The organism is Vreelandella indica (assembly GCF_037070225.1).
GTDB lineage: Bacteria > Pseudomonadota > Gammaproteobacteria > Pseudomonadales > Halomonadaceae > Vreelandella > Vreelandella arctica.
Genome location: NZ_JBANSO010000014.1, coordinates 79,904 through 101,523 on the forward strand (window position 1 = coordinate 79,904; position 21,620 = coordinate 101,523).

The following is a 21,620-nucleotide window of genomic DNA, read 5'->3' on the forward strand; positions in this document are numbered from 1 at the left end:
GTCTCCTTACTATTTCATTTACGGGATTTCATTTACGGGTTTTAGCTACGTACATTAGTTACGTATGTTAGTACGCGTTTTACCTATCAGTCGTGCTTGTTCTACCATAGCACACAGCGTTACTGTTCGGCGTCTATCGGTGTAGATGCTTGGCAACTCTTAAAGGAAAATTCATGATCCCCGACTCGCTCAAACAACTGCTTAAAAGCACAGATGGTCAGCAAACGGCCAAATGGGAAGGCCGCGACGTAGTGCTTTTCAACATGCCTTGGGGAGAGTTAGCGATTAGCCTACAGGGTGCTCAGGTGCTGCATTTCTGCCCACAGGGCGACACCGATTGGCTATGGCTGACACCGACCCCACAAGCGCTGCCAGGGGCTATCCGCGGCGGTATTCCGCTCTGCTGGCCGTGGTTTGCTGACGAGCGCTATGCCGATGAGAGCCCCAATCGCGACGGCCCGTTTCATGGCCTCGCCCGTCACGCGGCCTGGCGTCTGGATGCTGTCGATGAGCATGCCGAAGGCATTGAAGTCCATCTCTCTCCCGAGCAGCGCCTGCATACTCAGCTCACGGCACGTTTGGTGGTGCAAGCCAATGCACAGCGGCTTAACGTTGAGTTGATCAGCGAAAACATCGGCGAGACGCCCGTTAAAACCAGCGGCGCACTGCACACCTACCTCGCCGTTGCCGATATTCATCAGTGCCGCCTGGAAGGTCTTTCCGGCGCCCGCTATCTCGACAAACTGCGCGACTTTGCCGAAAGTGAACAGCAAGGTACGCTGGCCGTTCAAGGTGCCATTGACCGCATTTACCATACCAATGAAGCCGTGCTGCTCAACGATGGCGAGCGCAGCCTGCGCATCGGCAAGCAGTCCAGCGACTCCACCGTGGTGTGGCACCCCAACAACGACCTTCCTGGCGATACACCCGCTGACGCGGCACGCCATTTTATCTGCGTTGAAGCTGCCAATACGCGCCTAGACCCGGTTTGGTTGGTACCCGGTGCGCAACACTTATTAGGTACTACCCTAAGCCGCGGTTAACCTTCGGTTCATCAATATTTTGCTATCATGCGCTCACTTTCATTTGAGCTAGGGAGATCCGATGGATCCGCAGCAATGGCTTGAGGCCGCTACGCTAGCCTTTAATTTAATCGGCATGGTGGTGTGTTTAGTGGGTCTTACCTTGGCGCAAAAAATGACTCGCCGCTGGCCGGGCTACACGCTGGCGGGGGTCGGCTTTTTGATTGCCACCCTACCGATGCTTTCACAGCTACTATTAATGTTTCGCCAGTAATGGTCATGCAGTCCGGCTTGTTTTAAAGAGAGCCGGGATAGCGTTAAGTTGGCAAGAGCCATAAAGGGATCGAAAGGATGCGTCAGCCGTTAAGTCGCGAACTGAGCAATTTGTTAGAGCGAGGCCGGGATCGCCAGTTGCGCTTAGCGGTAACGGGCCTCTCGCAAGCAGGCAAAACCGCTTTTTTGACCTCGCTGGTCAATCAACTGCGCCATGCCGGCGTAGAAGCGCGTCTCGATTTACTGCCCGCTGCCCGTGAAGGCCGCCTGCTGGGTGCCCAGCGGCTCAACCAGCCCGATTTGGGCGTCCCACGCTTTCCTTACGACCCGGGCATGGCTGCCCTACGCGATACACCGCCCCGCTGGCCGGAGCCCACACGCGGGATCAGTGAACTGCGCTTGCAACTGCGTTACCGCCCTGCCCGCAGCGGCTGGCTAACCCCTGAAATTGCCCACCTTACCCTGGATCTATTCGACTACCCCGGCGAGTGGTTGCTCGATTTACCGCTGTTGCAGCATGACTTTTACAGCTGGAGCCAGGCTCAGGCGCTATACGCAGGCGAACAGCGCCGAGGCCTTTTCAGTGAGTGGCTGGCAGCGGTCGAACAGCTCGACCCGGCAAGCGAGGCGGATGAGGCTCAGCTTGCCGCTCTGGCCGAAGAGTACGCCCAGGGCCTGCGCCGTGCCAAAAAGGCCGGTTTCTCCGACCTGCAGCCAGGGCGTTTTTTGCTGCCGGGTGAGCTGCAAGGGGCGCCTGTACTGCAGTTTTTCCCGCTACCGCAGCTTAATTCAACTCAACTCAATACCTCCAGAGAAGCGCTGGAAGCACTGCCCGCCAACAGCCTTTACGCTACCCTGGCGGCGCGCTTTCGCTACTACCAGCAGCAGGTGGTGAAACCCTTTTATCGCGATCACTTCCGCCGCTTTGACCGCCAGATCGTACTGGTGGATGTGCTTGGCGCGCTCAATGCCGGGCCTGAACGGTTTGAAGATCTTTCCCGCGCCCTGCGCCAGTTAATGCACAGCTTCGACTACGGCAAGCGCAGCCTGCTCACGCGCCTGTTCGCGCCTAAAATTGACCGGCTGGCGATTGCGGCCACCAAGGCCGACCATGTCACTCCCGACCAACACGGCCATGTGGTACAGCTGCTAGAGGCCTTGCTGGCGGAACCATTGAAAGACCTGCGCTTTGCCAATGTCCCGGTCAAAGCGTTTTCTCTGGCCTCCATTCGCGCCACCGAGGCCCGCGAAGTCACCCACGAAGGTAAGCGCTCACCAGCTCTACGCGGCACGACCCTGGAGGGGGAGGACGTACTGGTTTACCCCGGCGATGTGCCCGCCCGGCTTCCCACTGCCGATTTTTGGCAGCAGCAGGGCTTCGACTTTCCCGGCTTTCGCCCGATGCAAAACACCTCGGAAGCGCTGGATCATATTCGCATGGACGCCGCCATTGACTGGCTGATTGGAGACAAACTGACATGACCACCCCACAGCCACGGCGTCACTTTACGCTGGATGACATGCCAGAAGAGGCTGCCGAAGCGGCTTCGAGTTTGCGCCAGCGTGAAGCCTTTGCTGGCACCAGCGAGCACCATCCCTTGGCGCCCCTTCCAGAAGATAAAGCCTTACCTGCAGCCAGTTTAGGTGCGCCGCGCAAACGCCGCTGGGGACTGCTATTCGCTCTAGTGGGTGGTGCCGGGCTAGGTACTGCAGAGCTGGTTACCGGTATCCCCGACGCCCTGGCTCAATCCCAGTGGCTCGCCATCGCTTGGCAACTGTTCGGCATCAGCTTGATTGGATTAGGCGCGATGTCTCTGCTCAAAGAGCTGGGCCGTTTACGGCGCCTTAAGCGCCACGACAAACTGCGCGTTGATTTAGCCGAGCTGCCGCTGCGCTCACCCAAACAGGCGCGGGCCATGGCCGAGCAGTTGAGACGTCAGCTTAAACTTGCCGATGACGATCCGCATTGGCTGGCGTTTCAACGCGCCAGTCAGCCGCACCATAGCGGGGAAGAGATCCAAACGCTGCTGCGCTACCACCTGCTGGCACCACGCGACCGTGAAGCCCAGCGCCTGATTACCCGAATGTCCGGGGAAACCGCGATTATGGTGGCCATCAGCCCGCTAACGCTGGTGGATATGGCGCTGGTGGCCTGGCGGAGTTTGGCGATGGTAGACAGGCTCTGCCGCCTGTATGGCCTTGAGCTGGGCTACGCCAGCCGCCTGCGGCTATTTCGTAACGTGCTGCACAACATGGCCTTTGCTGGGGCTAGCGAACTGGCCACCGACGCCAGCATGGATATGCTCTCGCTGGATTTAGCCAGCCGCCTTTCCGCTCGCGCCGGTCAGGGCCTGGCCACCGGGCTTCTAAGCGCAAGGCTGGGATTGCGTGCCCAGCGCCTCTGCCGCCCTGTGCCTTTCACCCCCGATGAGCAACCCAAGATCGCCGACCTTCGCCAAGACCTTTGGCGGCAGATCAAACGGCTGGATAAAGAAACGGTTCCGCAGAGCAGCCAATGAAGTAACCACAACACCCATGTTTTTGGCCACAAAATGGGAATCAACGCTATTTATCCTCATGATGGATGTTTAACATAGCATCCTCCAATGAGGAGACGTAGTTCATGAACAATCCCAACAATCCTGAGTCGCCTTCAGAAGCGAGCGACATGCAAACCGACTATGTCGTCGGGCAGGATAATATAAAGGGGCAGCTTGGCCCCATCGGTTTCGACATCCACAACCGCGTGTTTGTGGTATCCGCGATTGCTTCGGCCATTTTCATCGTCCTCACCCTGCTGTTTCCAGAGCGTGCGGAAAGCGTCTTCCAGTCCATTGTCGCCTTCTCTACGGGAACGCTGGACTGGTATTTCATGATCCTGGTCGATTTCTTCATTCTGTTCTGCTTAGCACTGGTTGTTCTGCCTTATGGCTCCGTCAGGCTGGGCGGGGCCGATGCCCGACCAGATCACAGCTACCTCTCCTGGTTCGCCATGCTGTTCACCGCAGGCATCGGCATCGGCCTGCTGTTCTTCGGCGTACTCGAGCCGGTTTACCACGCCAATGTCTCGCTGCCCTTGGGCGTCGAGTCCCCGTTTGGTGCTGATGGTGAGCTAAACCCAGCGGCGATTGCTGACGCCAGTGCCTTAGGGCTTGCCGGCACCTATCTCCACTGGGGTATCCATGGCTGGGCGGTGTATATCGTCATGGCGCTAGCGCTTGGCCTGTTTACCTATAACAAGGGCCTACCGTTCTCGATTCGCTCGGCGTTCTTTCCTATCCTCGGTGAGCGTGTCTGGGGCTGGTGGGGCCATGTGATCGATATCCTGGCGGTGTTTTCCACCCTCTTCGGGCTGGCAACGTCCCTCGGGCTCGGCGCCCAGCAGGCCAATGCGGGGATGAACTTTGTCTTCGGTCTGGAAGTCAGCACCTTAACCCAGGTCATCGTCATCATTCTGGTAACGGCGGTGGCGCTGGTGTCGGTTTGGCGCGGCCTTGAGGGTGGTTTGAAGAAGCTCTCCGAGATCAACATGATCCTGGCCGTTCTGTTCTTCTTTTTCGTGCTCTTCGCTGGCCCCACGCTTTTGGCACTAAGCGGCTTCTGGTCGGGGCTTACTACCTATGTGACGGACTTTATTCCCCTCTCCGCGCCCTTCGGTCGTGAAGACGATGCCTACCGCCAGTCCTGGACGATTTTCTACTGGGCGTGGTGGATTAGCTGGGCACCTTTCGTGGGGATGTTTATTGCTCGTGTTTCCCGGGGGCGCACGGTGCGTGAGTTTATCCTCTGCGTTTTGCTCGTTCCCAGTATGTTTATCTTTATCTGGATGGGCGTCTTTGGCTCGACCGCCCTTGAACAGCTCTACGCTGACCCGGCGGGCAGCCTGGTGAAAGAGTATGTCATCGACAACTACAGACCCGAGCTTTCGCTGTTCGGCATGCTGAACGAGCTACCGTTGACGGGCCTAATGTCGACCCTGGGTATCGTCCTGGCGCTGATCTTCTTTGTCACCTCCTCGGATTCCGGCTCCCTGGTTATCGATACCATCACCGCCGGTGGTAAAATCGACGCTCCGCGGCCACAGCGTATGTTCTGGGCAGTCATCGAAGGCCTCATCGCGATTGTGCTGCTTATCGGTGGTGGTCTGACCGCGCTTCAGGCAGGGGTCACCGCCACCGCTATTCCGTTCTCGATTGTGATGTTGCTATTGTGCTACTCGATCATCAAGGCGCTCAATGGCGAGTTGCGGCTTATCCGAAAGTGATAACTGCAGCTAAAACCTTTAGGCAACTGTAAAAAAGGCCCTCTGCTGGTTACAGCAGAGGGCCTTACTATTTCACAACAGGTTCGAACCACGTCGTTTACGCAATACGCTGCTCGGTCTCGGCATCAAATAGAATCGCCCGCCCCATATCGACACGCAGCGACAAGCGCTCCCCGGCGGCTACCGCACATTTAGGCCCAACACGAGCCGTCACTTCCTGCTCGCCCAGCGGTAAACGCAGCAGGATATCTGCCCCGGTAGGCTCTACCACCGCCACATTGGCACTCAATAGTGTTCCCTCAGCTTGGGACGTTAACCGCTCGTCCTCTTCGCTGAAGTGCTCCGGCCGCAGGCCCAGGATGACCGGCTCATTAAGCCGTTCAGCCATGTCTGCGCCGATACGCGCTTCCGGCCATGGCAGAACCAACTCCGCCTCCCCCGGTGTGGCAATGCGCAGTTGATAGCCACCGTTGCCATCCTCCAGCGTGGCGCGGATGAAGTTCATCGACGGCGAGCCCATAAAGCCCGCCACGAACATATCCACCGGGTTGTTGTAGACCTCGTCCGGCGTGCCGAGCTGCAGGATATGCCCGTCGCGCATCACTGCAATGCAGTCCGCCAGGGTCATGGCTTCGACCTGGTCATGGGTGACGTAAACAATGGTGGTGCCCAGGCGCTGGTGGAGCTTTTTGATCTCGGTGCGCATATCCACGCGCAGCTTGGCATCCAGATTAGAGAGCGGCTCGTCAAACAGGTAGACCTTGGGCTCCCGGGCCAGGGCTCGCCCCATTGCCACCCGCTGACGCTGCCCGCCAGAGAGCTGTGCAGGCTTGCGATCCAGCAGATGGGTGATCTGCAGTAGATCGGCCACCCGCTCCACGGCGGCTTCCCGCTCAGGTTTGGGCACCTTGCGCATTTCCAGCCCGAAGCTGATGTTCTGGCGTACGGTCATGCTGGGGTAAAGCGCGTAGGACTGAAACACCATGGCGATGTCCCGATCCGCGGGGGTGCGCCAGGTGACGTCTTCGCCATCGATATAGATATTGCCGGACGTCACCGGCTCTAGCCCCGCAATGGCGTTCATCAGCGTGGACTTGCCGCAGCCCGAGGGGCCAACCAGAATCAGGAACTCGCCAGAATCGATCGAAATGCTGACATCTTTGAGCACCCGCTCGCTGCCGAACTCTTTGCGTACATTGTGGATTTCTAACGCTGCCATAATGAAAATCCTATTGTAAAGCGACTGACAAACTCTATTCATCTGGGTTGGTCAGAAGCAGCCCTACGCGGGGGCGCTGTGAACCCATCCCTGGGCGCTACTTTCGCCATCCCTGGCGAAAGACCCCCGCTACGGGCTGCTTCTGACCTTCTAGATATGTTTGCCACTCACCTAGTTGTTATTAGCCTTTAACGGAACCGGCTGTCAGCCCGCGCACGAAGTATTTTCCCGCCAGCACGTACACCACCAGGGTGGGCAATGCGGCAATCATGGCCGCTGCCATATCCACGTTGTACTCGCGCACGCCGGTGGAGGTATTCACCAGATTGTTTAGCGCCACGGTAACGGGCTGGGTGTTGTGGGCTGAAAACGCCACGCCAAACAGGAAGTCATTCCAGATTTGGGTGAACTGCCAGATCACCGACACCACGATAATCGGTGCAGAAACCGGCAGTAGAATGCGCCAGAAGATGCGGAAAAAGCCCGCGCCATCCAACTTCGCCGCCGATACCAGCTCGTTAGGGATACCCACGTAGAAATTGCGGAAAAACAGCGTGGTGAAGGCGATGCCAAATACCACGTGAACCAGAATCAAACCGGCGCGGGAGCTGGAGATACCCAGCCAGCCGAGGGTTTGTGCCATGGGTAACAGCACCACCTGGAAGGGAATAAAACAGCCAAACAGCATTAGCGCGAAGACTAATTCAGAGCCTTTGAAGCGCCACTTAGTTAGCGCGTAGCCGTTGAGAGCGCCAATGGTGGTTGAGATCAGCACCGCTGGAATCACAATCGCAAAGGAGTTCCAGAAGTAGCCGCCCACCCCCTCGCAACGCATCCCTGTGCAGGCTTCGCCCCAGGCTTTTGTCCACGGCGCGAAAGTGGGATTTTGCGGAAATGAGAGCAGCGATCCGGCGCTGATTTCACTCAGCGGCTTCACCGAGGTCATCAGCATGACCACCAGCGGTAGAATATAGAACAGCGCGGCGAGTATCAGCACGCCGTAAAGCAGACCACGGGCCAGCCGCGCAGCGGGCGTCTGACGACGAATCACATTAGCCATGCTTGCGGCTCCTTAATTCGGAGTAGAGGTAAGGAATCAAAATCGCCAGCACGCCGCCCAACATCAGCATGGCGCTGGCAGAGCCCAAGCCTATTTGCGCCCGGGTAAAGGCGTGGGCGTACATAAAGGTGGCGGGTAGATCGGTGGCGTAGCCAGGCCCGCCACCAGTGAGCGCGACGACCAGGTCAAAACTCTTGATGGCAATATGGGCCAGTATCATCACCGCGCTGAACACCACGGGGCGCAGGCAAGGCATCACTACGCGCCAATAAATCCTCGGCAGGCTGGCACCGTCCAACTGGGCTGCTTTCACAATACTGTCGTCGATGCCCCGCAGGCCGGCTAAAAAGAGCGCCATCACAAAGCCTGACGCCTGCCATACGGCGGCAATCACCAGGGTATAAATCGCCATATCCGGGTCAGTGATCCAGTCAAAACGAAACGATTCAAAGCCCCAACTCTGGACCATGGCCTGGATACCCAACTGCGGATTAAGTAGCCACTTCCACACCACCCCGGTCACGATAAACGACAGCGCCATGGGGTAGAGGTAAATCGTGCGCAGCGCGCCTTCCTGTCGAATTTTCTGGTCGAGCAGAATGGCCAGCAGCGAACCAATCACCAGGCATATCACCACGAACAACACGCCAAAAATCATCAGGTTGGTCGAGGCGACCCACCAGCGCTCATTGGCCATCAGGCGTGAATACTGGCCAAAGCCGACAAAGTCGTAGCTGGGCAGCATGCGCGAGCTGGTTAGCGAGAGCACGAACGTCCACAGCATGAAGCCGTAAACAAAGAACAGCGAAATGGCCACCGACGGTGCCAGCACCAGGCGCGGCAGCCACGCCTGCAAACCACCGGAGGGCGTCGACCGCTTAGCGCCAGCCCCTAAAGGCGTCGCAGAAGTATTTTTCATGGGGAGGGGATCTCTCATGGAGAAGTGTCCTTGCCAAGCAGCATAATGTTCTTACTAAGCAAAATAGTGTTCTTGCTAAGCAGAATAGGCGCCGCCGTTGCGGCGACGCCTGGAGAACGCAAGCGCTAGAAAATCTAGAAAGAGGCCGCTTCGGCGGCGCTCACCATACGTTCTGCTGCTTCTTCAGCGGGCATATCGGCGTCATTGAAGTAGTTAGTGACCACATCGAAAATGGCGCCCTGTACGTCCGCACGTACGGCCATTCCGTGAGCCATACTCGGCACTAGGCCACCCTCTTCGGCGGTCCGCTGAAAATCGGCCAATGACTGCTGGGCACAGCTATCGAATTCGCTCATATCCAGATCAGGCCGCGCCGGGATTGAACCCTTGGCAAGGTTAAACGCTTCCTGGAAAGTAGGTTCAAGTACCAAGCGGGCAAGCGCCTGTTGCGCTTCCAGCTCTTCGTCGTCGGTCACACGGAACATGGCCAGGCTATCGATGTTGAAGGTGAATGCATCTTCGGTGCCCGGCGCCGCGGCACAAAGATAATCTTCGCCGGCGGTCAGACCTGCGGCAGTAAACTCACCTTTTGCCCAATCGCCCATCAGTTGAAAGCCGGCCACTCCCTCAATCACCATCGCAGTGGCAATATTCCAGTCGCGACCGGACATACCCTCATCCATCAGTTCGCGCATACGCTTGAAGTCTTCAAGGGCATCGATCATTTGTTCACCACCCAGGGCTTCAGGATCCAAATCTACCAATGCCTGCTGGTAAAACTCGCTGCCTTGGCCGCCCAGCAGCACGCTTTCAAATACGGTCGCGTCCTGCCAAGCCTGACCGCCGTGAGCCAGCGGTACGAAGCCCGCTTCGCGGATCGCCTCGCCTGCCTCGAATAGTTCATCCAGCGAAGTGGGCATCTCTACCCCTGCCGCTTCCAGTACGTCCGGGTTGGCCCACAGCCAGTTTACCCGATGCACGTTGACGGGCACCGCTACGTATTGGCCGTCATAACGCATGATGTCGGCCACGACTTCCGGCAGCAGTTCATCCCAGCCTTCCGCGTCGGCAACGCTGTTCAAGTCACCCAGCAGGCCCAACTCGCCCCACTCCTGAATCTCGGGGCCTTTGATTTGGGCTGCTGAAGGCGGGTTGCCCGACATGGCGCGGGATTTGAGCACCGTCATGGCGGTTTCACCGCCGCCACCGGCTACCGCAAAATCCTGCCAGCCGTAGCCTTCGGCTTCCATTAATTCTTTAAGCACGTTGGCAGCGCGAGCTTCGCCGCCGGACGTCCACCAGTGCAGCACTTCGACTTCATTCGCTTGAGCGGTGGTGGCGAGCGTAGCACCTGCCAGAGCAAGCGCGAGGGTCGTCTTCTGAAACGTCGACATGGAGTCACTCCTTATATTGTTATTGTCCTCTCGGACATGCGACCTCCATGAGATTACGCCAAGGGCTGCGTCAACGGGAGTTACCGAGTACTGCAAAGTATTGGCGGTTTATTACAAACCTGTAATAGTTTTCTGGCGGGGTAGCGTGAGCGTTACCACCAGCCCACCCTCGGCATGGTTAGAAAGGGTGATATCGCCGCCGTGGGCGCGGGCAATGTGCCTAGCGATTCCTAGCCCCAGGCCACTTCCGCCAGTATGTCGGCTGCGCGAGGGCTCCAGGCGCACAAAGGGCGAAAACACCCGCCCCAACTGCTCTTCTGGGATGCCGGGGCCGTGATCGCGAATGTGCAGAGTGACAACGTTACCGTGATCAACCAGTTCTACCTCGGCCTGCTTACCATAGAACACGGCATTCTCAAGCAGATTCGCCAGACAGCGCTTAAGCGCCAGCGGTTTGGCAACCAGCGGTGCAATAGGGTGACCGCTTTTAATCTCGATAGTGACCTTACCGCCCTGCAGGCTAAGCTCTTCGGCTAGCTCTTCGACCATGTGCGTAAGATCAACCGATGCGGGCTCTTCGTGCAGGTCCAAGCCTTTTACCGAGGCCAAAGCGCCTTTAACGAGGCTATCCAGCTCATCCAATGAAGCGCAAAAGCGCTCTCGCTGGTAATCATCCTCGAGCATTTCGGCGCGCAGGCGCATCCGGGTTAACGGCGTTTTTAAATCATGGGAAATCGCCGAGAAGAGCCGCTCACGCTCCTCAATCTGCTCGCGGATGCGCCGCTGCATCCGGTTGAACGCCACGGCGGTGGCAGCGACTTCTTTGGGGCCGCTCTCTTTGAGCGGCGGCATATCCAAATCATCCCCCAACTGATTGGCTGCCCGCGAAAGTCGCGCAAGGGGCCGGGTCACGCTGGTTATGCCCAATAGCGAAAGCGCCAGCACACTCAGCAGCACCAGTAACCCGACCAGCAAACGCTCTTCGGAGAGCCAGCGATAGCCGCTGAAAATATCCGGTACGCCCAGCAGCGTGGCGACATACAACCAGGTGTCCGGGGCAAGCTCCAGTTGAACGACCAGAATCGGCGGCGAAAGCGGTTCCATCAGCAGGCTGTGCTGCCCCCAGCGCGGCGGCAGATCATAGAGCAGCACTTCATTATTCAGCACCCGCAGGTTTTCCGGGCGGGAGAACTCGACAACCACATCATCGATATTGAGCTGCTGGGTGAGCACCGAGCGCACGTTGTTCACTACCACCTCTTTCTCCGGGCCCGAACCGATATCGTCGATGGTGAGCCTGCGCTCGTTAACGCTGACGAAAAAACGCGTGCCGCCCATATTACGCAGCTGATCCAGCACGATGTGGCGGTAGTCAACGGGCAGTGAGCGGAAAAACTTAATGGTGGAGGCGATGCTAAACGCCATATTGGTGGACAGCTCATCCAACTGAGCCAAGTGGCTGGAGCGCACCTGAGAAGTCCAGATCGCGTAGCTGGCCCCTTGGGCGACCAGCACTCCGGCGATCATGATGATCACAAAGCGCCCGCGCAGCGACGCCGGCAGCCAGCGGGCTACTCGTCTGGATAAACGCCGCCTGGTCTCGGCCCAGCCCACTTGTTTCACGTTAATGCATCGACCTGGGCGGTTAATACGTAGCCCGCGCCACGCACCGTACGAATCAGCTGCGAGTGTTGGGCGTCTTCCCCCAGCCGTTGGCGCAAGCGGCAAACGTGGACATCAATGGAGCGATCAAGCGGCGGTGCATCCCGTCCCCGGGTAAGCGCGTAGAGATCATCCCGGGTGAGTACCTTGGCCGGGTGCTCTAAAAACACCTGCAATAGCTGAAAATCAGCCCCAGACAGCGCGGCGCGCTCGCCCTCCAGGTCAATCAGCTCGCGAGTCATACGGTCGAGTTGCCAATTGCCGAAAGTGACCCAGCGCGCCTGCCCGGCGGGCAACGCTGGCGGAGCACTGCGGGTACGGCGGAGCACCGCTTTGATGCGCGCCAGCAGTTCGCGGGGATTAAACGGCTTGCCCAAGTAGTCATCCGCACCCAGTTCAAGGCCTAGAATACGGTCGGTCTCATCGGCACTGGCGGTCAACATGATAATCGGCACATCGCTGTGCTTTCGGACGTCGCGGCAGATGGTAAAGCCGTCGTCACCGGGGAGCATTAAATCGACTATCAGCAAGTCGGGGGTATGTTCAGCGCGCAGCGAATGCAGCGCTTGGGCACCATCCGCCGTAAATACCCGGTAACCGTGCCGCCCCAGGTAGTCCGCGAGCAGTTCACAAATTTCCGGGTCATCGTCGACCACAATCAAAGTAGCAGGGGTTGTCGTCATATCGCAGCGGGTTCAGCCCTACGTTGTTGTCATTATATCGGGGCCTGATGATGGTCGAGGGGGTACGCAGTAGCAATACCGTTACGACCAAGGTTGCATTAGTGTTTACCAGTATCAGTTAAAGCTCAAAGCGCTTTTTTAACCATTCGGCAACAGCCGCTTCACCATGGTGGCCGATACGCTCGGCGCCTTCTATACGGCCAAAGAGATCAAGGTGGGCGTTGGCCATTACCTGGGCTTCCCCGGCTAACACAAGCATTTCGGTGTCGTTGAGGTTGTCACCAAACGCCATACATTCGGCTGGAGTTAATGCTAAGCGTTCAAGCAGTGAGGCTAACGCAACGCCTTTGTTAACGCCGCCCGCCATGATTTCCAGGGAATCAATCGTCGAGTAGGTGATATGAAGTGAATCTCCATGGGCTTCATGAGCCTGCTCTTCCAGCTGTTTCAGCGCCTCCGGGTCGCCTAGATAGAGCACTTTACCCACGCCGTTAATGTCCATCTGATCAGTCGGCACGACCTCATAACCAAACCCGGTAGAGGCGTGAAGAGATAATAGATGTGGGGCTTCGGCATCAATATGCCAGCCGCTTTCACGGTAGAGGTTCAAACGCACCTGAGGCGGACGCGGGAGATTAATCAACGTTTGTGCATGCTCAGGGTCGACATGGGTAGCGGCCAGCAAGGTGCCTTGTGGGTCGTGCACATAGGCGCCGTTGGTACTGATCAAGTGCGCTGGTATATCCAACTGATCGCGAAATACCTTCATATCGTGATAGTGGCGCCCCGAAGCAAGCGCGACATGGTGGCCTTGCTTCACCAGCGCCCGCAGCACTTCAACCGTGCTTTCGTGCAGGGTGTGGTCGCTTCCTAAAAGGGTTCCATCCAGGTCAGAAACAATCAGGCGGGGTGTCATAACGCGCTCCATATGCATGGGCGTTTAGCTTAACCGATTCTTTTGAGCGCATGTAAGCCTTTGACGCGCCGTCACTCAAGCGAACATCCGGGCCGACTTCACTCGGCGGCAATTGGCGTGGCAAGCGGGAATCCGTATAGTGGCACCCTAACTCTCGCCAACTGATTGAGCTCATGCTTCAGAATAACGCCATGCTTGCCCAGCTCAAGCAACAGATTCGTCAAACCACCCCCCGTGCTGAAGGGGTGATCAAAGCCACCGACAAAGGTTTCGGCTTTCTCGAAACCGACGACGGTGAATCCTATTTCGTGCCACCACCCGCCATGAAGCAGGTGATTCACGGTGATCGCGTGGAAGGCGTGATTCACGAGAACGGTGATAAAAAATCCATTGAGCCGGAAAAGCTGATTGAAGCTGGGCTTGATCGATTTGTCGCCCGTGTACAGAAGCGCGAAGGCCGGCTCTCCGTGGTGCCCGACCATCCGTCGATTAAAAATATTATCAAGGCGCGGATTAAGAACAGCCTTGATGAAGACACCATTGCTGACGGCGATTGGGTCGTTGCGCGCTTGGTGCGTCATCCGCTAAAAGCTGATGACCGCGCTTTCTTTGCCCAGATTGATGAGCTGGTCGCTAAAAGCGATGATCCGGCAGTGCCGTGGCGCGTCACGCTTGCTCGCCATGCGCTGGAGCAAGAGTGCCCCGATGCGGGTACCGATTGGCCGCTGATGGATGAAGGCCTGACTCGCGAAGACTTAACCGCCACACCCTTCTTCACCATCGATGGTGAGAAGACCCGCGATATGGACGATGCGCTGCACATCGCACCTCGCGCTGAAGGCGGCTGGCAGTTGAGTGTCGCGATTGCCGACCCCACCGCGTATGTGGAAGAGGGCCATGCGGCTGATTTAGAAGCCCGCACCCGCGCTTTCACCGTTTACCTGCCCGGTCAGAACGTCACTATGCTGCCAGAGCAGCTAGCGGATGACCTCTGCTCGCTGTGGGAAGATAAAGAGCGCCCCGCGCTGGCCTGCACGCTGGATATCAATGCCGACGGCAGCCTGGGTGAGTATCGCTTTTTTGCGGCTAACGTTAAATCTCACGCCAAGCTAGTTTACGACAATGTCTCCGACTGGATCGAAGGCCAAGGCGATTGGGCCCCGGCGGATGATATTGCCGAGCAGCTCACCGCGCTGCGTGATTTGACCGAAGCGCGTACCGCTTGGCGCAACGAACACGCGCTGGTGTTTAAAGACCGCCCCGACTACGTGTTTGATCTCGATCCTGCTGGCAACGTATTGGCCGTGCGCACCGAAGAGCGCCGCATTGCCAACCGCATGATCGAAGAGTCGATGATTGTGGCTAACGCCTGCTGCGCGGACTTCCTGGCCCAGCATATCGGCCACGGTATCTTTAACGTGCACCGTGCCTTCGAACCCGAGAAAGCCGAGGCCGCTCAGGAATTCCTGGCAGGTCAGGAAATCGTGGTCGAACGTGAAGCGCTGACTGAGCTTGCCCGCTACACCGAGCTGAAGCGTGCACTGGAAAGTCGCGACGACGCTTGGCTGGATGCGCGCCTGCGCCGCTTCCAGGGCTTCACCATGATGTCCGCACAGCCCGGCCCGCACTTTGGCCTCGGTCTTGCCGCCTACGCAACCTGGACCTCGCCGATTCGTAAGTATGGCGATATGGTCAACCACCGCCTGATCAAGCGCGTGCTGAAAGGTGAACAGGCGCCCGCCGAAGCTACCCAGCAGCTCACCGAGCAGTTGACGGAGCGTCGCCGCCTGAACCGTATGGCCGAGCGCGACGTGAAAGACTGGCTCTACGTGCGCTACCTAACGCCTGCCGCACAGAACCAGATTACGTTTGAGGCCGAAATCATGGCCATCAACCGTGGCGGTATGCGCGTTCGCCTGCTGGAAAATGGCGCGACCGCCTTTGTTCCCGCCCCTTTAATGCACAGTGACCGCAGCAAAGTGGTGATTGATGATAAAGAGGGACGTATCCAGATCGAAGGCGAAGAGCGCTACAAGCTTGGCGACCCGCTTCGCGTTATCTTGACCGAAGCTCGCGAAGAGACCCGCTCGCTGGTAGCTAAACCCGCTGCATAAACCGCGCGTGTTCAACCGCAATAACCGACAACGGCGCCCTAGGGCGCCGTTGTTGTTTCTATCGTTCTGGCAGTATTTTGAATAGCTTGTAGATTTACTTCCCACAGGAATACGCAAACGCATTAGCTTATTAAAACGCTGCCTGTGTGGCTCTCGAAGGTAAAGCCATGGCAGGCGTGCGTGCTGATAGTTTGTTCAGCTTCGCATCGTCAATTTGAAACGCCGCTACTAGCTCGCGAAGCCGCCCAGCCTGTTCCTCCAGAGAAAATGCTGCTGTCGTCGACTGTTGGACCAGCACACTATTTTGCTGAGTCGTTGAGTCCATTTCAGTGATCGCTGTATTAATCTGCTCGATACCACTACTTTGCTCACGCGTAGCAGAGGACACCTCAGCCATCAGCAGGGCAAGACGTTGGATCATCGTTTCCGTTTCTCCTATAGTCGTTGCTCCTCGCTCCGCTTGATCAGAACACAGCTTTATTTTGTTGCGTGTATCATCCAGCATGCCGCGAATTTCGCTGGCTGACGCGGCACTGCGGCTTGCCAGCGAACGAACTTCGGTAGCCACTACCGCAAACCCACGGCCTTTCTCACCAGCACGCGCCGCTTCCACGGAGGCGTTCAGGGCCAGAATATTGGTTTGAAAGGCAATCGCATCGATGGCTTCGACGATCTTGTTCATACTGAGTGAGGCCGCCGTCACTTCACGCATCAACTCCACGCTGCGTGTCACTTCTTCACCGCCATTGTGCATCTGCTGTGATGAAGCATGGGCCAGCGTATCAGCCTCTTTGGTTGCATCGCTGTTCTGGCGAACCGTTGCCGTCATTTCTTCCATACTTGAAGCCGTTTCCTGCAAGGCAGCTGCTTGCTGCTCAGTACGAGAGGCGAGTTCCTGGCCGCCTTGGGCAATCTCATTGGCGCCATGCAAGACATTTTCGCTTGAGTCACGTAGTGAGGCGACCAAGGTAGTGAGCGCTTTACTCATTTCGGCCATGGAGGTTAATAATTGAGCCGTTTCATCACGCCCTGTTGCTACGATATCGTGTCGCAGATCTCCTTCCGCTACGCGCTGGGCAACCTCAACGGCCCGCCGCAAAGGCAGTACGATGCTGCTCGTAATAGCAATGGCCAGCGCCAGCGCCATCAATAACGCCGCCCCCGCGAAGATACAAAGCTGCCAAATAGCTAAACGATACTCGGCATCTATTGCCTCATTAGCAACCTTTACTCCCGCGTCAGCCACTAGGCTAATTTCATCAGCCAATTCCTCAAGCTGGTAGATACTATCTTTATGCTCACCGAAAGCTAGATTGGCTTGAGAGGTTTCGGTAATAGCGCTCTGTTCAATTTGACGATAGACCGTCATAAACCCTTCTTCATACCCCTGGAGGGCGCTTTCTGCCTGCTGGTACAACACATTGAGGCTATCTTTATCGGCAATTTGGCTTCCCGCTTGGAAGGCAGCCTGAATTTTCTCGATGGTCGCCACCCAACGCTGCTGATAGTTCGCTACCCGCTCGGGACTGTTGATGTTGATAAAGATATCTTTTTCAAAGCGTCGCGCTTGCAGCGAAAGGCGCTGAATTTCCGCTGCATTGCTTGCTAGCGCGACATCCGTGTCCAAGGTTTTTTGGGCAGTATCCTTGGTAAAGGTGATACCCATAACTCCCGCTATTAAAGTGCCCAAAAGAAATAGCGATACCAGGCCAAAAGCCAGTGCGAGCCGTGTACCGATCTTGAACCGTGAAAGCATGGAAACTTCCTAATTAGAAAGAGAAGAATAATTGTCGGCATAAAGACCTTAAACTTTAGTTCTATATATACAAATATCACTAATATATATTTAACTAGCTTGTGCTAATTTCCAGGACGACTCTCATACAGCGCTAGGATTACTTATAGACCGAATATAGCTTCTGCTCCTGATTTTTAGATCTAAGAGCCAGCCTGCTGATGCTGAAAGAAGAAACGCAGCATTTCCTTGGTAGCATCGGGGCCTTTCGGGTCGGTATAGCTGCCTTGGGTGCTACCCCCTGACCAGGCGTGGCCAGCTCCATGAATGCGCCACTGCTCCATGTGTGGTTCGCCCTTCGCATTGTGGTGTGTGGTAAGCGTATAGGCATGGCCATTAGCCACCTTTCCCTGCACTACCTTCGCCCCCGCTTGGCGTGATGTGCTGTACTGGGCGGCCACCCGATCCGCATTGCTGGGGTGCACGGTAGTGTCACGATCGCCATGAAAGATAATCGCGGGCACTTCCGATGCCCAACCGGCCCCTTTCGCTTTACCACCGCCAAGAGGCCCCGTGCCACCCTGCATTGCGCCCAAGGCGTCGGGAAGACTTTGGGCCACGCCGTGGGGTAGTCCGGAGTGCACGCCCACCGCCGCAAACAGATCCGGGTAGGTCATCGCCAGAGTGGTCGCCATGGCGGCACCTGCCGACAGGCCTGCGACATAGACGCGGGAACCATCAAGGCCATGGGTCTCAATGATCTGGCGCGTCATACCAGCAATAATCGCGGGTTCACCGCCCTCCCGCTGCTGGTCTTCGGCTTTAAACCAGTTCCAGCATTTCGAGCTATTGGCGGTCATCGGCTGAGCCGGATAGAGCACGCAACACAGCTGCTCTTCGGCCAGCCGGTTCATCTCGGTTCCGGCAGCGAAGTCATCAGGGTTCTGTGTGCAGCCATGCAGCATCACTACCAGCGGCAACGCCTGACCGGTATAACCGCTAGGGATGTACAGTTTGTAATCACGCGAGCCCACGTGGTTGGTAAACCGACCGGCAGTAAACGCCCCGGGCTGTGGTTCCTCGCTCCGTGCATGCTCAGGCGTTGCTTGCTCGGGTTGCGCCATGCCAGCACGAAACTTCATCCACTTGTCGCGCCACGCAGCAGGCACCTTAATATCGCCGGGCGTGAATGCGCCGGCTGGCGACTTAGTAGGCTCTGGCTTAGATTCAGTGGCTTCTTCGTCAATGACCTCGCAGGTCCCGTCGAAGATATTGCCTTCCTGGTAAGAGGTATTCGGCATTTCAGCGCCGCTCGATTCAGGTGCGCTGCCCTGGAGAATAGCCATCGCCTCTTGCAGTTTTCCCGCACGGGTTAGCCGCGTCGCTTCTTCCATTCGCTTCGTCATCGTGGCATCGATCATTTTCAATATCCTTATTCAATGATTACTTAGTCAGTGTTTATTGAGTGAGCCTGAGCTCTTCAGTGGATGCGATCTGCCAGAGCAGCCTTAACCGCTTTACTGGCGTTCAAGGCTCCCAGGACCACGACGGATTCAATGGTGGCGAGGGCAAGCTCAGGCGTTACGTCGTCGGCAATGCTGGCCATGCCCAGCACCTGGATCTGGAGTTTCTCCCCGGCTGCCTGCAGGGCCTCAAGATCCGTACGGCTGTAATGCTCAAGACCCAATACAAACGCCTTACGGGTCACGGTTTCCTTAACGACCTCGGCATGGGTCAACAACTGGTTACGGATAGCGGTGCGAATCAGATCGGTCCGGTTGGAGTAAAAACCTTCCTGAACCAACAGATCAATCTGCCCCAGGTCGACCACCCCCAGGTTGATAGTGATTTTCTCACTGGAATCACCGCCCTTGCGGCGCATTTCATGCACGCTCATGTGTCGTTCCTCGCTGTGCTTAGTATCAGGGACTTTTAGCTGAGTCTTAAAACATCTAGACAGACCTTAAAGACATCCAGATGGATTCCATATACCATCTATATGGATGGTATATTAGTCCAACTCTGCTAAGAGTCAACTAATAAGCAAAAGAGAACGGCACATAAATCCCAAGGAGGTGGCCGGAATAGAAGCGAAGGAAGGAGGCGTTGAAAGGGATTAACAGGAAAGAAGAGCCTCGGCTCAACTGTCGCTGAACTGACTTATTTCTCCTTTATGGTGAAACGATGACAATCTTTATGGTTGGAGGTTAGCTTGCACATTGCCGATGTGACGATGTTCCATGCACCCGCCAGCGGCGGTGTGCGTACCTATTTACAGGCCAAACACCGTGTTTTTTCGCGTATCCCCCAACTGCGCACCAGCCTGCTGGTGCCGGGGGCGGAGCGCGATAGTTTGGGCGATCACCACACCTTACCAGCGCTACACTTGCCTTTAGGCCAGGGCTATCGTTTTCCATTACGCTCCTCCCCCTGGCGGGATGCCCTGGTTGATCTAAAGCCTGACCTCATCGAGGCTGGCGACCCGTACGTAACGGCATGGGCGGCGTTAGCCGCGGGGCAGCGACTCGGCGTGCCGGTGGTGGGCTTCTATCACTCTGATCTGCCACGTTTGATGGGTGATCGCTTAGGGCGCTACGTTGAGAAGCGCTTAACCCGCTATGTAGCGGACCTTTATAGTCGTTTCGATAGCGTATTAGCGCCCTGTAACGCGATGGCAGATCGGCTGTGCGACTGGGGCGTCGATAATGTCCGCGTGCAGCCGTTGGGGGTCGATTTAGCGCAATTTAATCCTCAGCAGCGTGACCCGACGTTCCGACAGACCATGGGCATACCCAGCGATAAAAAGCTGCTGATCTTTGTGGGACGTAACTCACGCGAGAAAAATATCGATGTGCTGCTTTCAACGATGCGCCAGCTAGGCTGCGATTACCATTTGCTGCTGATGGGGCCCGGCATGCCGCATCACGTACCCAGCAACGTCACCATTGTGGATCGCTGCTGTGGCGCCCACGAAGTTGCGACAGCACTAGCCAGTAGCGATGCACTATTGCACGCAGGCACCCGCGAAACCTTCGGCTTAATTGCCCAGGAAGCCATGGCCTGCGGCATTCCGGTGGTGGCAGCCAGGGCCGGGGCCCTGGCCGAAAACGTGCCACTGGGAGCGGGTATTTTATGCAAACCGCTTGACCCCACTGCCATGGCTGAAGCCTGTGTAGCGCTGTTTAGTAATGATGTCGCTGCTAGCGGGCGCTATGCGCGCCGCCATGTCGAGCGCCATTTCAACTGGGATGGCGTTATGCACTCTCTGCTTGAGCACTATCAGCAGCTTTGCCACGGCAGCCAACCCTATGCACTCCACCAACACCACTAGCCGTCGCCAGCTACTGAAGTGGCGGCCTATCCACGGCGTGATGATTGCCTTGGCGCTGATTGCGCCACTGGTGCTCACCGCCTGGCTGGGTGGAGCCGAGGCGCTTCAGCGCGTCAAACACTTTCCGCTTGGGTTGCTGCTACTGATGCTGGTGATGGCCTTTCTGTGCTGGAACCTAAATGCAGCAAGGCTTCGACTGATGCTGGGCGGCCGTGCCGGCAGGCTCGGCCAGCGCGGCGCGCTAGGGATTGAATTGGCGTCTAAGTTTGCGTTGTGTGCCACCCCAGGCGGCAGCGGTGGCCCAGCGACCCTGTTGTTGCTGCTTGCACGGCGCGGCTTTCCACCGGCCAAAGGCGCGGCAGTGTTTCTGATTGATCAAGGCTGTGACTTACTGTTCTTCTTGGCCATGTTGAGCGGCCTGGTGCTCTTTTCGGTGTTCAGCGACGCCCAGTGGCCACACCAATCGCTCGTACAGTGGGCGCTGGTGGGGTTAGCGTTCATGGCGACACTGGTGAGTGTGGTCATGCGCTATCTGCCAAGACTACTGCGCTCACCCGGCGTGAACACGCCATGGCCAAGCCAATATCGGCGGCGCTGGATCGCACGGCGCCTATTGCGTTGTCGGCATGCACTCAAGGTGACGCTAGAGCTGCCGCGCACGACGCTTCTCGCGATGATGCTGTTGACCACCGCCCATTGGTTGATGCGCTACAGCTTGCTTTATTTGGCGGTACTAGGAGTAGGCGGCCACGCAGATTGGATGTGGACCTTCCTGACTCAAATGCTGGCGATGGCCGCGAGTCAGTTGAGCTTTCTGCCTGGCGGCGCGGGCGCTGCCGAGGTGGGCGTGGGTGGTCTGTTGCTGCCGCTAATGGAGCGCGAACAGGCCGCCGCAGCGGTATTGGTGTGGCGGTTGGTCAGCTACCATCTTTATTTGGCGGCAGGCGCACCGCTGTTTGTGCTGTATAGCTATCGCATGCTGCGTCGCTCACCGGCACCATAACAGTATTATTTAATAGCACACAGAA

The 21,620-nt window shown here is 57.2% G+C and carries 18 protein-coding genes; 8 read left to right on the forward strand and 10 right to left on the reverse strand.

Features of this window, described 5'->3' with window-relative positions:
• The first annotated feature begins 173 nt into the window (after nucleotides 1-173).
• The 5 genes from V8L71_RS11475 (at nucleotide 174) to V8L71_RS11495 (ending at nucleotide 5,559) form a co-directional block, all read left to right on the forward strand.
• Nucleotides 174-1,043, forward strand: coding sequence for a D-hexose-6-phosphate mutarotase (locus V8L71_RS11475; protein ID WP_336274187.1), 870 nt, complete (start codon nucleotides 174-176; stop codon nucleotides 1,041-1,043).
• Nucleotides 1,044-1,104: 61 nt separating this feature from the next.
• Nucleotides 1,105-1,296, forward strand: a complete 192-nt coding sequence (locus tag V8L71_RS11480; RefSeq protein WP_008958538.1) for a hypothetical protein — start codon at nucleotides 1,105-1,107, stop codon at nucleotides 1,294-1,296.
• Between the two features lie 77 nt (nucleotides 1,297-1,373).
• Complete coding sequence (locus tag V8L71_RS11485; protein ID WP_101146082.1) at nucleotides 1,374-2,777, forward strand: YcjX family GTP-binding protein; 1,404 nt, start codon at nucleotides 1,374-1,376, stop codon at nucleotides 2,775-2,777.
• The gene (locus tag V8L71_RS11490; protein WP_101146081.1) at nucleotides 2,774-3,814 is read left to right on the forward strand and encodes a YcjF family protein; all 1,041 of its coding nucleotides are present in this window, start codon (nucleotides 2,774-2,776) and stop codon (nucleotides 3,812-3,814) included. The genes V8L71_RS11485 and V8L71_RS11490 overlap by 4 nt, the downstream gene beginning before the upstream one ends.
• Before the next feature lie 104 nt (nucleotides 3,815-3,918).
• Nucleotides 3,919-5,559, forward strand: coding sequence for a BCCT family transporter (locus V8L71_RS11495; RefSeq protein ID WP_101146080.1), 1,641 nt, complete (start codon nucleotides 3,919-3,921; stop codon nucleotides 5,557-5,559).
• Nucleotides 5,560-5,656: 97 nt separating this feature from the next.
• Here V8L71_RS11495 and V8L71_RS11500 read toward each other — a convergent pair whose 3' ends face one another.
• The 7 genes from V8L71_RS11500 to V8L71_RS11530 form a co-directional block, all read right to left on the reverse strand.
• Complete coding sequence (locus V8L71_RS11500) at nucleotides 5,657-6,778, reverse strand: ABC transporter ATP-binding protein (RefSeq protein WP_101146079.1); 1,122 nt, start codon at nucleotides 6,776-6,778, stop codon at nucleotides 5,657-5,659.
• A gap of 181 nt (nucleotides 6,779-6,959) precedes the next feature.
• Nucleotides 6,960-7,838, reverse strand: coding sequence for a carbohydrate ABC transporter permease (locus V8L71_RS11505; protein ID WP_335597456.1), 879 nt, complete (start codon nucleotides 7,836-7,838; stop codon nucleotides 6,960-6,962).
• A complete protein-coding gene (locus tag V8L71_RS11510; protein ID WP_101146077.1) occupies nucleotides 7,831-8,757 on the reverse strand; it encodes a carbohydrate ABC transporter permease in 927 nt (308 codons plus the stop codon). Before V8L71_RS11510 ends, V8L71_RS11505 begins: the two co-directional genes overlap by 8 nt.
• A 134-nt stretch (nucleotides 8,758-8,891) precedes the next feature.
• A complete protein-coding gene (locus tag V8L71_RS11515) occupies nucleotides 8,892-10,151 on the reverse strand; it encodes an ABC transporter substrate-binding protein (protein WP_336274188.1) in 1,260 nt (419 codons plus the stop codon).
• Between the two features lie 111 nt (nucleotides 10,152-10,262).
• A complete protein-coding gene (locus V8L71_RS11520; protein WP_336274189.1) occupies nucleotides 10,263-11,774 on the reverse strand; it encodes an ATP-binding protein in 1,512 nt (503 codons plus the stop codon).
• Complete coding sequence (locus V8L71_RS11525; RefSeq protein WP_336274190.1) at nucleotides 11,771-12,496, reverse strand: response regulator; 726 nt, start codon at nucleotides 12,494-12,496, stop codon at nucleotides 11,771-11,773. The genes V8L71_RS11520 and V8L71_RS11525 overlap by 4 nt, the downstream gene beginning before the upstream one ends.
• 118 nt (nucleotides 12,497-12,614) lie before the next feature.
• On the reverse strand, nucleotides 12,615-13,412 hold the full coding sequence (locus tag V8L71_RS11530; RefSeq protein ID WP_101146073.1) for an HAD family hydrolase: 798 nt from the start codon (nucleotides 13,410-13,412) through the stop codon (nucleotides 12,615-12,617).
• Between the two features lie 173 nt (nucleotides 13,413-13,585).
• Between V8L71_RS11530 and V8L71_RS11535 the strand changes: the two genes are divergently transcribed.
• Nucleotides 13,586-15,526 (forward strand): exoribonuclease II, encoded by a 1,941-nt coding sequence (locus V8L71_RS11535; RefSeq protein ID WP_336274191.1) that lies wholly within the window; start codon nucleotides 13,586-13,588, stop codon nucleotides 15,524-15,526.
• A gap of 130 nt (nucleotides 15,527-15,656) precedes the next feature.
• Here the strand turns inward: V8L71_RS11535 and V8L71_RS11540 are convergent, their stop codons facing one another.
• From V8L71_RS11540 to V8L71_RS11550, 3 genes are all read right to left on the reverse strand, one after another.
• Nucleotides 15,657-17,282 (reverse strand): methyl-accepting chemotaxis protein, encoded by a 1,626-nt coding sequence (locus tag V8L71_RS11540; RefSeq protein WP_336274192.1) that lies wholly within the window; start codon nucleotides 17,280-17,282, stop codon nucleotides 15,657-15,659.
• A gap of 182 nt (nucleotides 17,283-17,464) precedes the next feature.
• Nucleotides 17,465-18,682 (reverse strand): extracellular catalytic domain type 1 short-chain-length polyhydroxyalkanoate depolymerase, encoded by a 1,218-nt coding sequence (locus tag V8L71_RS11545; protein ID WP_336274193.1) that lies wholly within the window; start codon nucleotides 18,680-18,682, stop codon nucleotides 17,465-17,467.
• 59 nt (nucleotides 18,683-18,741) lie between these two features.
• Nucleotides 18,742-19,158, reverse strand: coding sequence for a CopG family transcriptional regulator (locus V8L71_RS11550; RefSeq protein ID WP_336274194.1), 417 nt, complete (start codon nucleotides 19,156-19,158; stop codon nucleotides 18,742-18,744).
• Between the two features lie 315 nt (nucleotides 19,159-19,473).
• Here V8L71_RS11550 and gpgS point away from each other — a divergent pair, with 315 nt between their 5' ends.
• Together gpgS and gpgF are read left to right on the forward strand one after the other, a co-directional pair.
• Nucleotides 19,474-20,592, forward strand: a complete 1,119-nt coding sequence (gpgS, locus tag V8L71_RS11555; RefSeq protein ID WP_336274195.1) for an N-acetylglucosaminyl phosphatidylglycerol synthase — start codon at nucleotides 19,474-19,476, stop codon at nucleotides 20,590-20,592.
• Nucleotides 20,570-21,595, forward strand: a complete 1,026-nt coding sequence (gpgF, locus tag V8L71_RS11560; RefSeq protein ID WP_336274196.1) for a glucosaminyl phosphatidylglycerol flippase — start codon at nucleotides 20,570-20,572, stop codon at nucleotides 21,593-21,595. The genes gpgS and gpgF overlap by 23 nt, the downstream gene beginning before the upstream one ends.
• Nucleotides 21,596-21,620 lie beyond the last annotated feature (25 nt).

Excerpts from the sequence above, each read along its gene's own strand:
- V8L71_RS11535 (WP_336274191.1), top strand. The coding sequence starts at position 13,586 with ATGCTTCAGAATAACGCCATGCTTGCCCAGCTCAAGCAACAGATTCGT.
- V8L71_RS11510 (WP_101146077.1), bottom strand. The coding sequence starts at position 8,757 with ATGAAAAATACTTCTGCGACGCCTTTAGGGGCTGGCGCTAAGCGGTCG.
- V8L71_RS11495 (WP_101146080.1), top strand. The coding sequence starts at position 3,919 with ATGAACAATCCCAACAATCCTGAGTCGCCTTCAGAAGCGAGCGACATG.
- V8L71_RS11540 (WP_336274192.1), bottom strand. The coding sequence starts at position 17,282 with ATGCTTTCACGGTTCAAGATCGGTACACGGCTCGCACTGGCTTTTGGC.
- gpgF (WP_336274196.1), top strand. The coding sequence starts at position 20,570 with ATGCACTCCACCAACACCACTAGCCGTCGCCAGCTACTGAAGTGGCGG.
- V8L71_RS11550 (WP_336274194.1), bottom strand. The coding sequence starts at position 19,158 with ATGAGCGTGCATGAAATGCGCCGCAAGGGCGGTGATTCCAGTGAGAAA.
- V8L71_RS11475 (WP_336274187.1), top strand. The coding sequence starts at position 174 with ATGATCCCCGACTCGCTCAAACAACTGCTTAAAAGCACAGATGGTCAG.
- V8L71_RS11490 (WP_101146081.1), top strand. The coding sequence starts at position 2,774 with ATGACCACCCCACAGCCACGGCGTCACTTTACGCTGGATGACATGCCA.
- V8L71_RS11505 (WP_335597456.1), bottom strand. The coding sequence starts at position 7,838 with ATGGCTAATGTGATTCGTCGTCAGACGCCCGCTGCGCGGCTGGCCCGT.
- V8L71_RS11485 (WP_101146082.1), top strand. The coding sequence starts at position 1,374 with ATGCGTCAGCCGTTAAGTCGCGAACTGAGCAATTTGTTAGAGCGAGGC.
- V8L71_RS11530 (WP_101146073.1), bottom strand. The coding sequence starts at position 13,412 with ATGACACCCCGCCTGATTGTTTCTGACCTGGATGGAACCCTTTTAGGA.
- V8L71_RS11515 (WP_336274188.1), bottom strand. The coding sequence starts at position 10,151 with ATGTCGACGTTTCAGAAGACGACCCTCGCGCTTGCTCTGGCAGGTGCT.
- V8L71_RS11525 (WP_336274190.1), bottom strand. The coding sequence starts at position 12,496 with ATGACGACAACCCCTGCTACTTTGATTGTGGTCGACGATGACCCGGAA.
- V8L71_RS11500 (WP_101146079.1), bottom strand. The coding sequence starts at position 6,778 with ATGGCAGCGTTAGAAATCCACAATGTACGCAAAGAGTTCGGCAGCGAG.
- V8L71_RS11545 (WP_336274193.1), bottom strand. The coding sequence starts at position 18,682 with ATGATCGATGCCACGATGACGAAGCGAATGGAAGAAGCGACGCGGCTA.
- V8L71_RS11480 (WP_008958538.1), top strand. The coding sequence starts at position 1,105 with ATGGATCCGCAGCAATGGCTTGAGGCCGCTACGCTAGCCTTTAATTTA.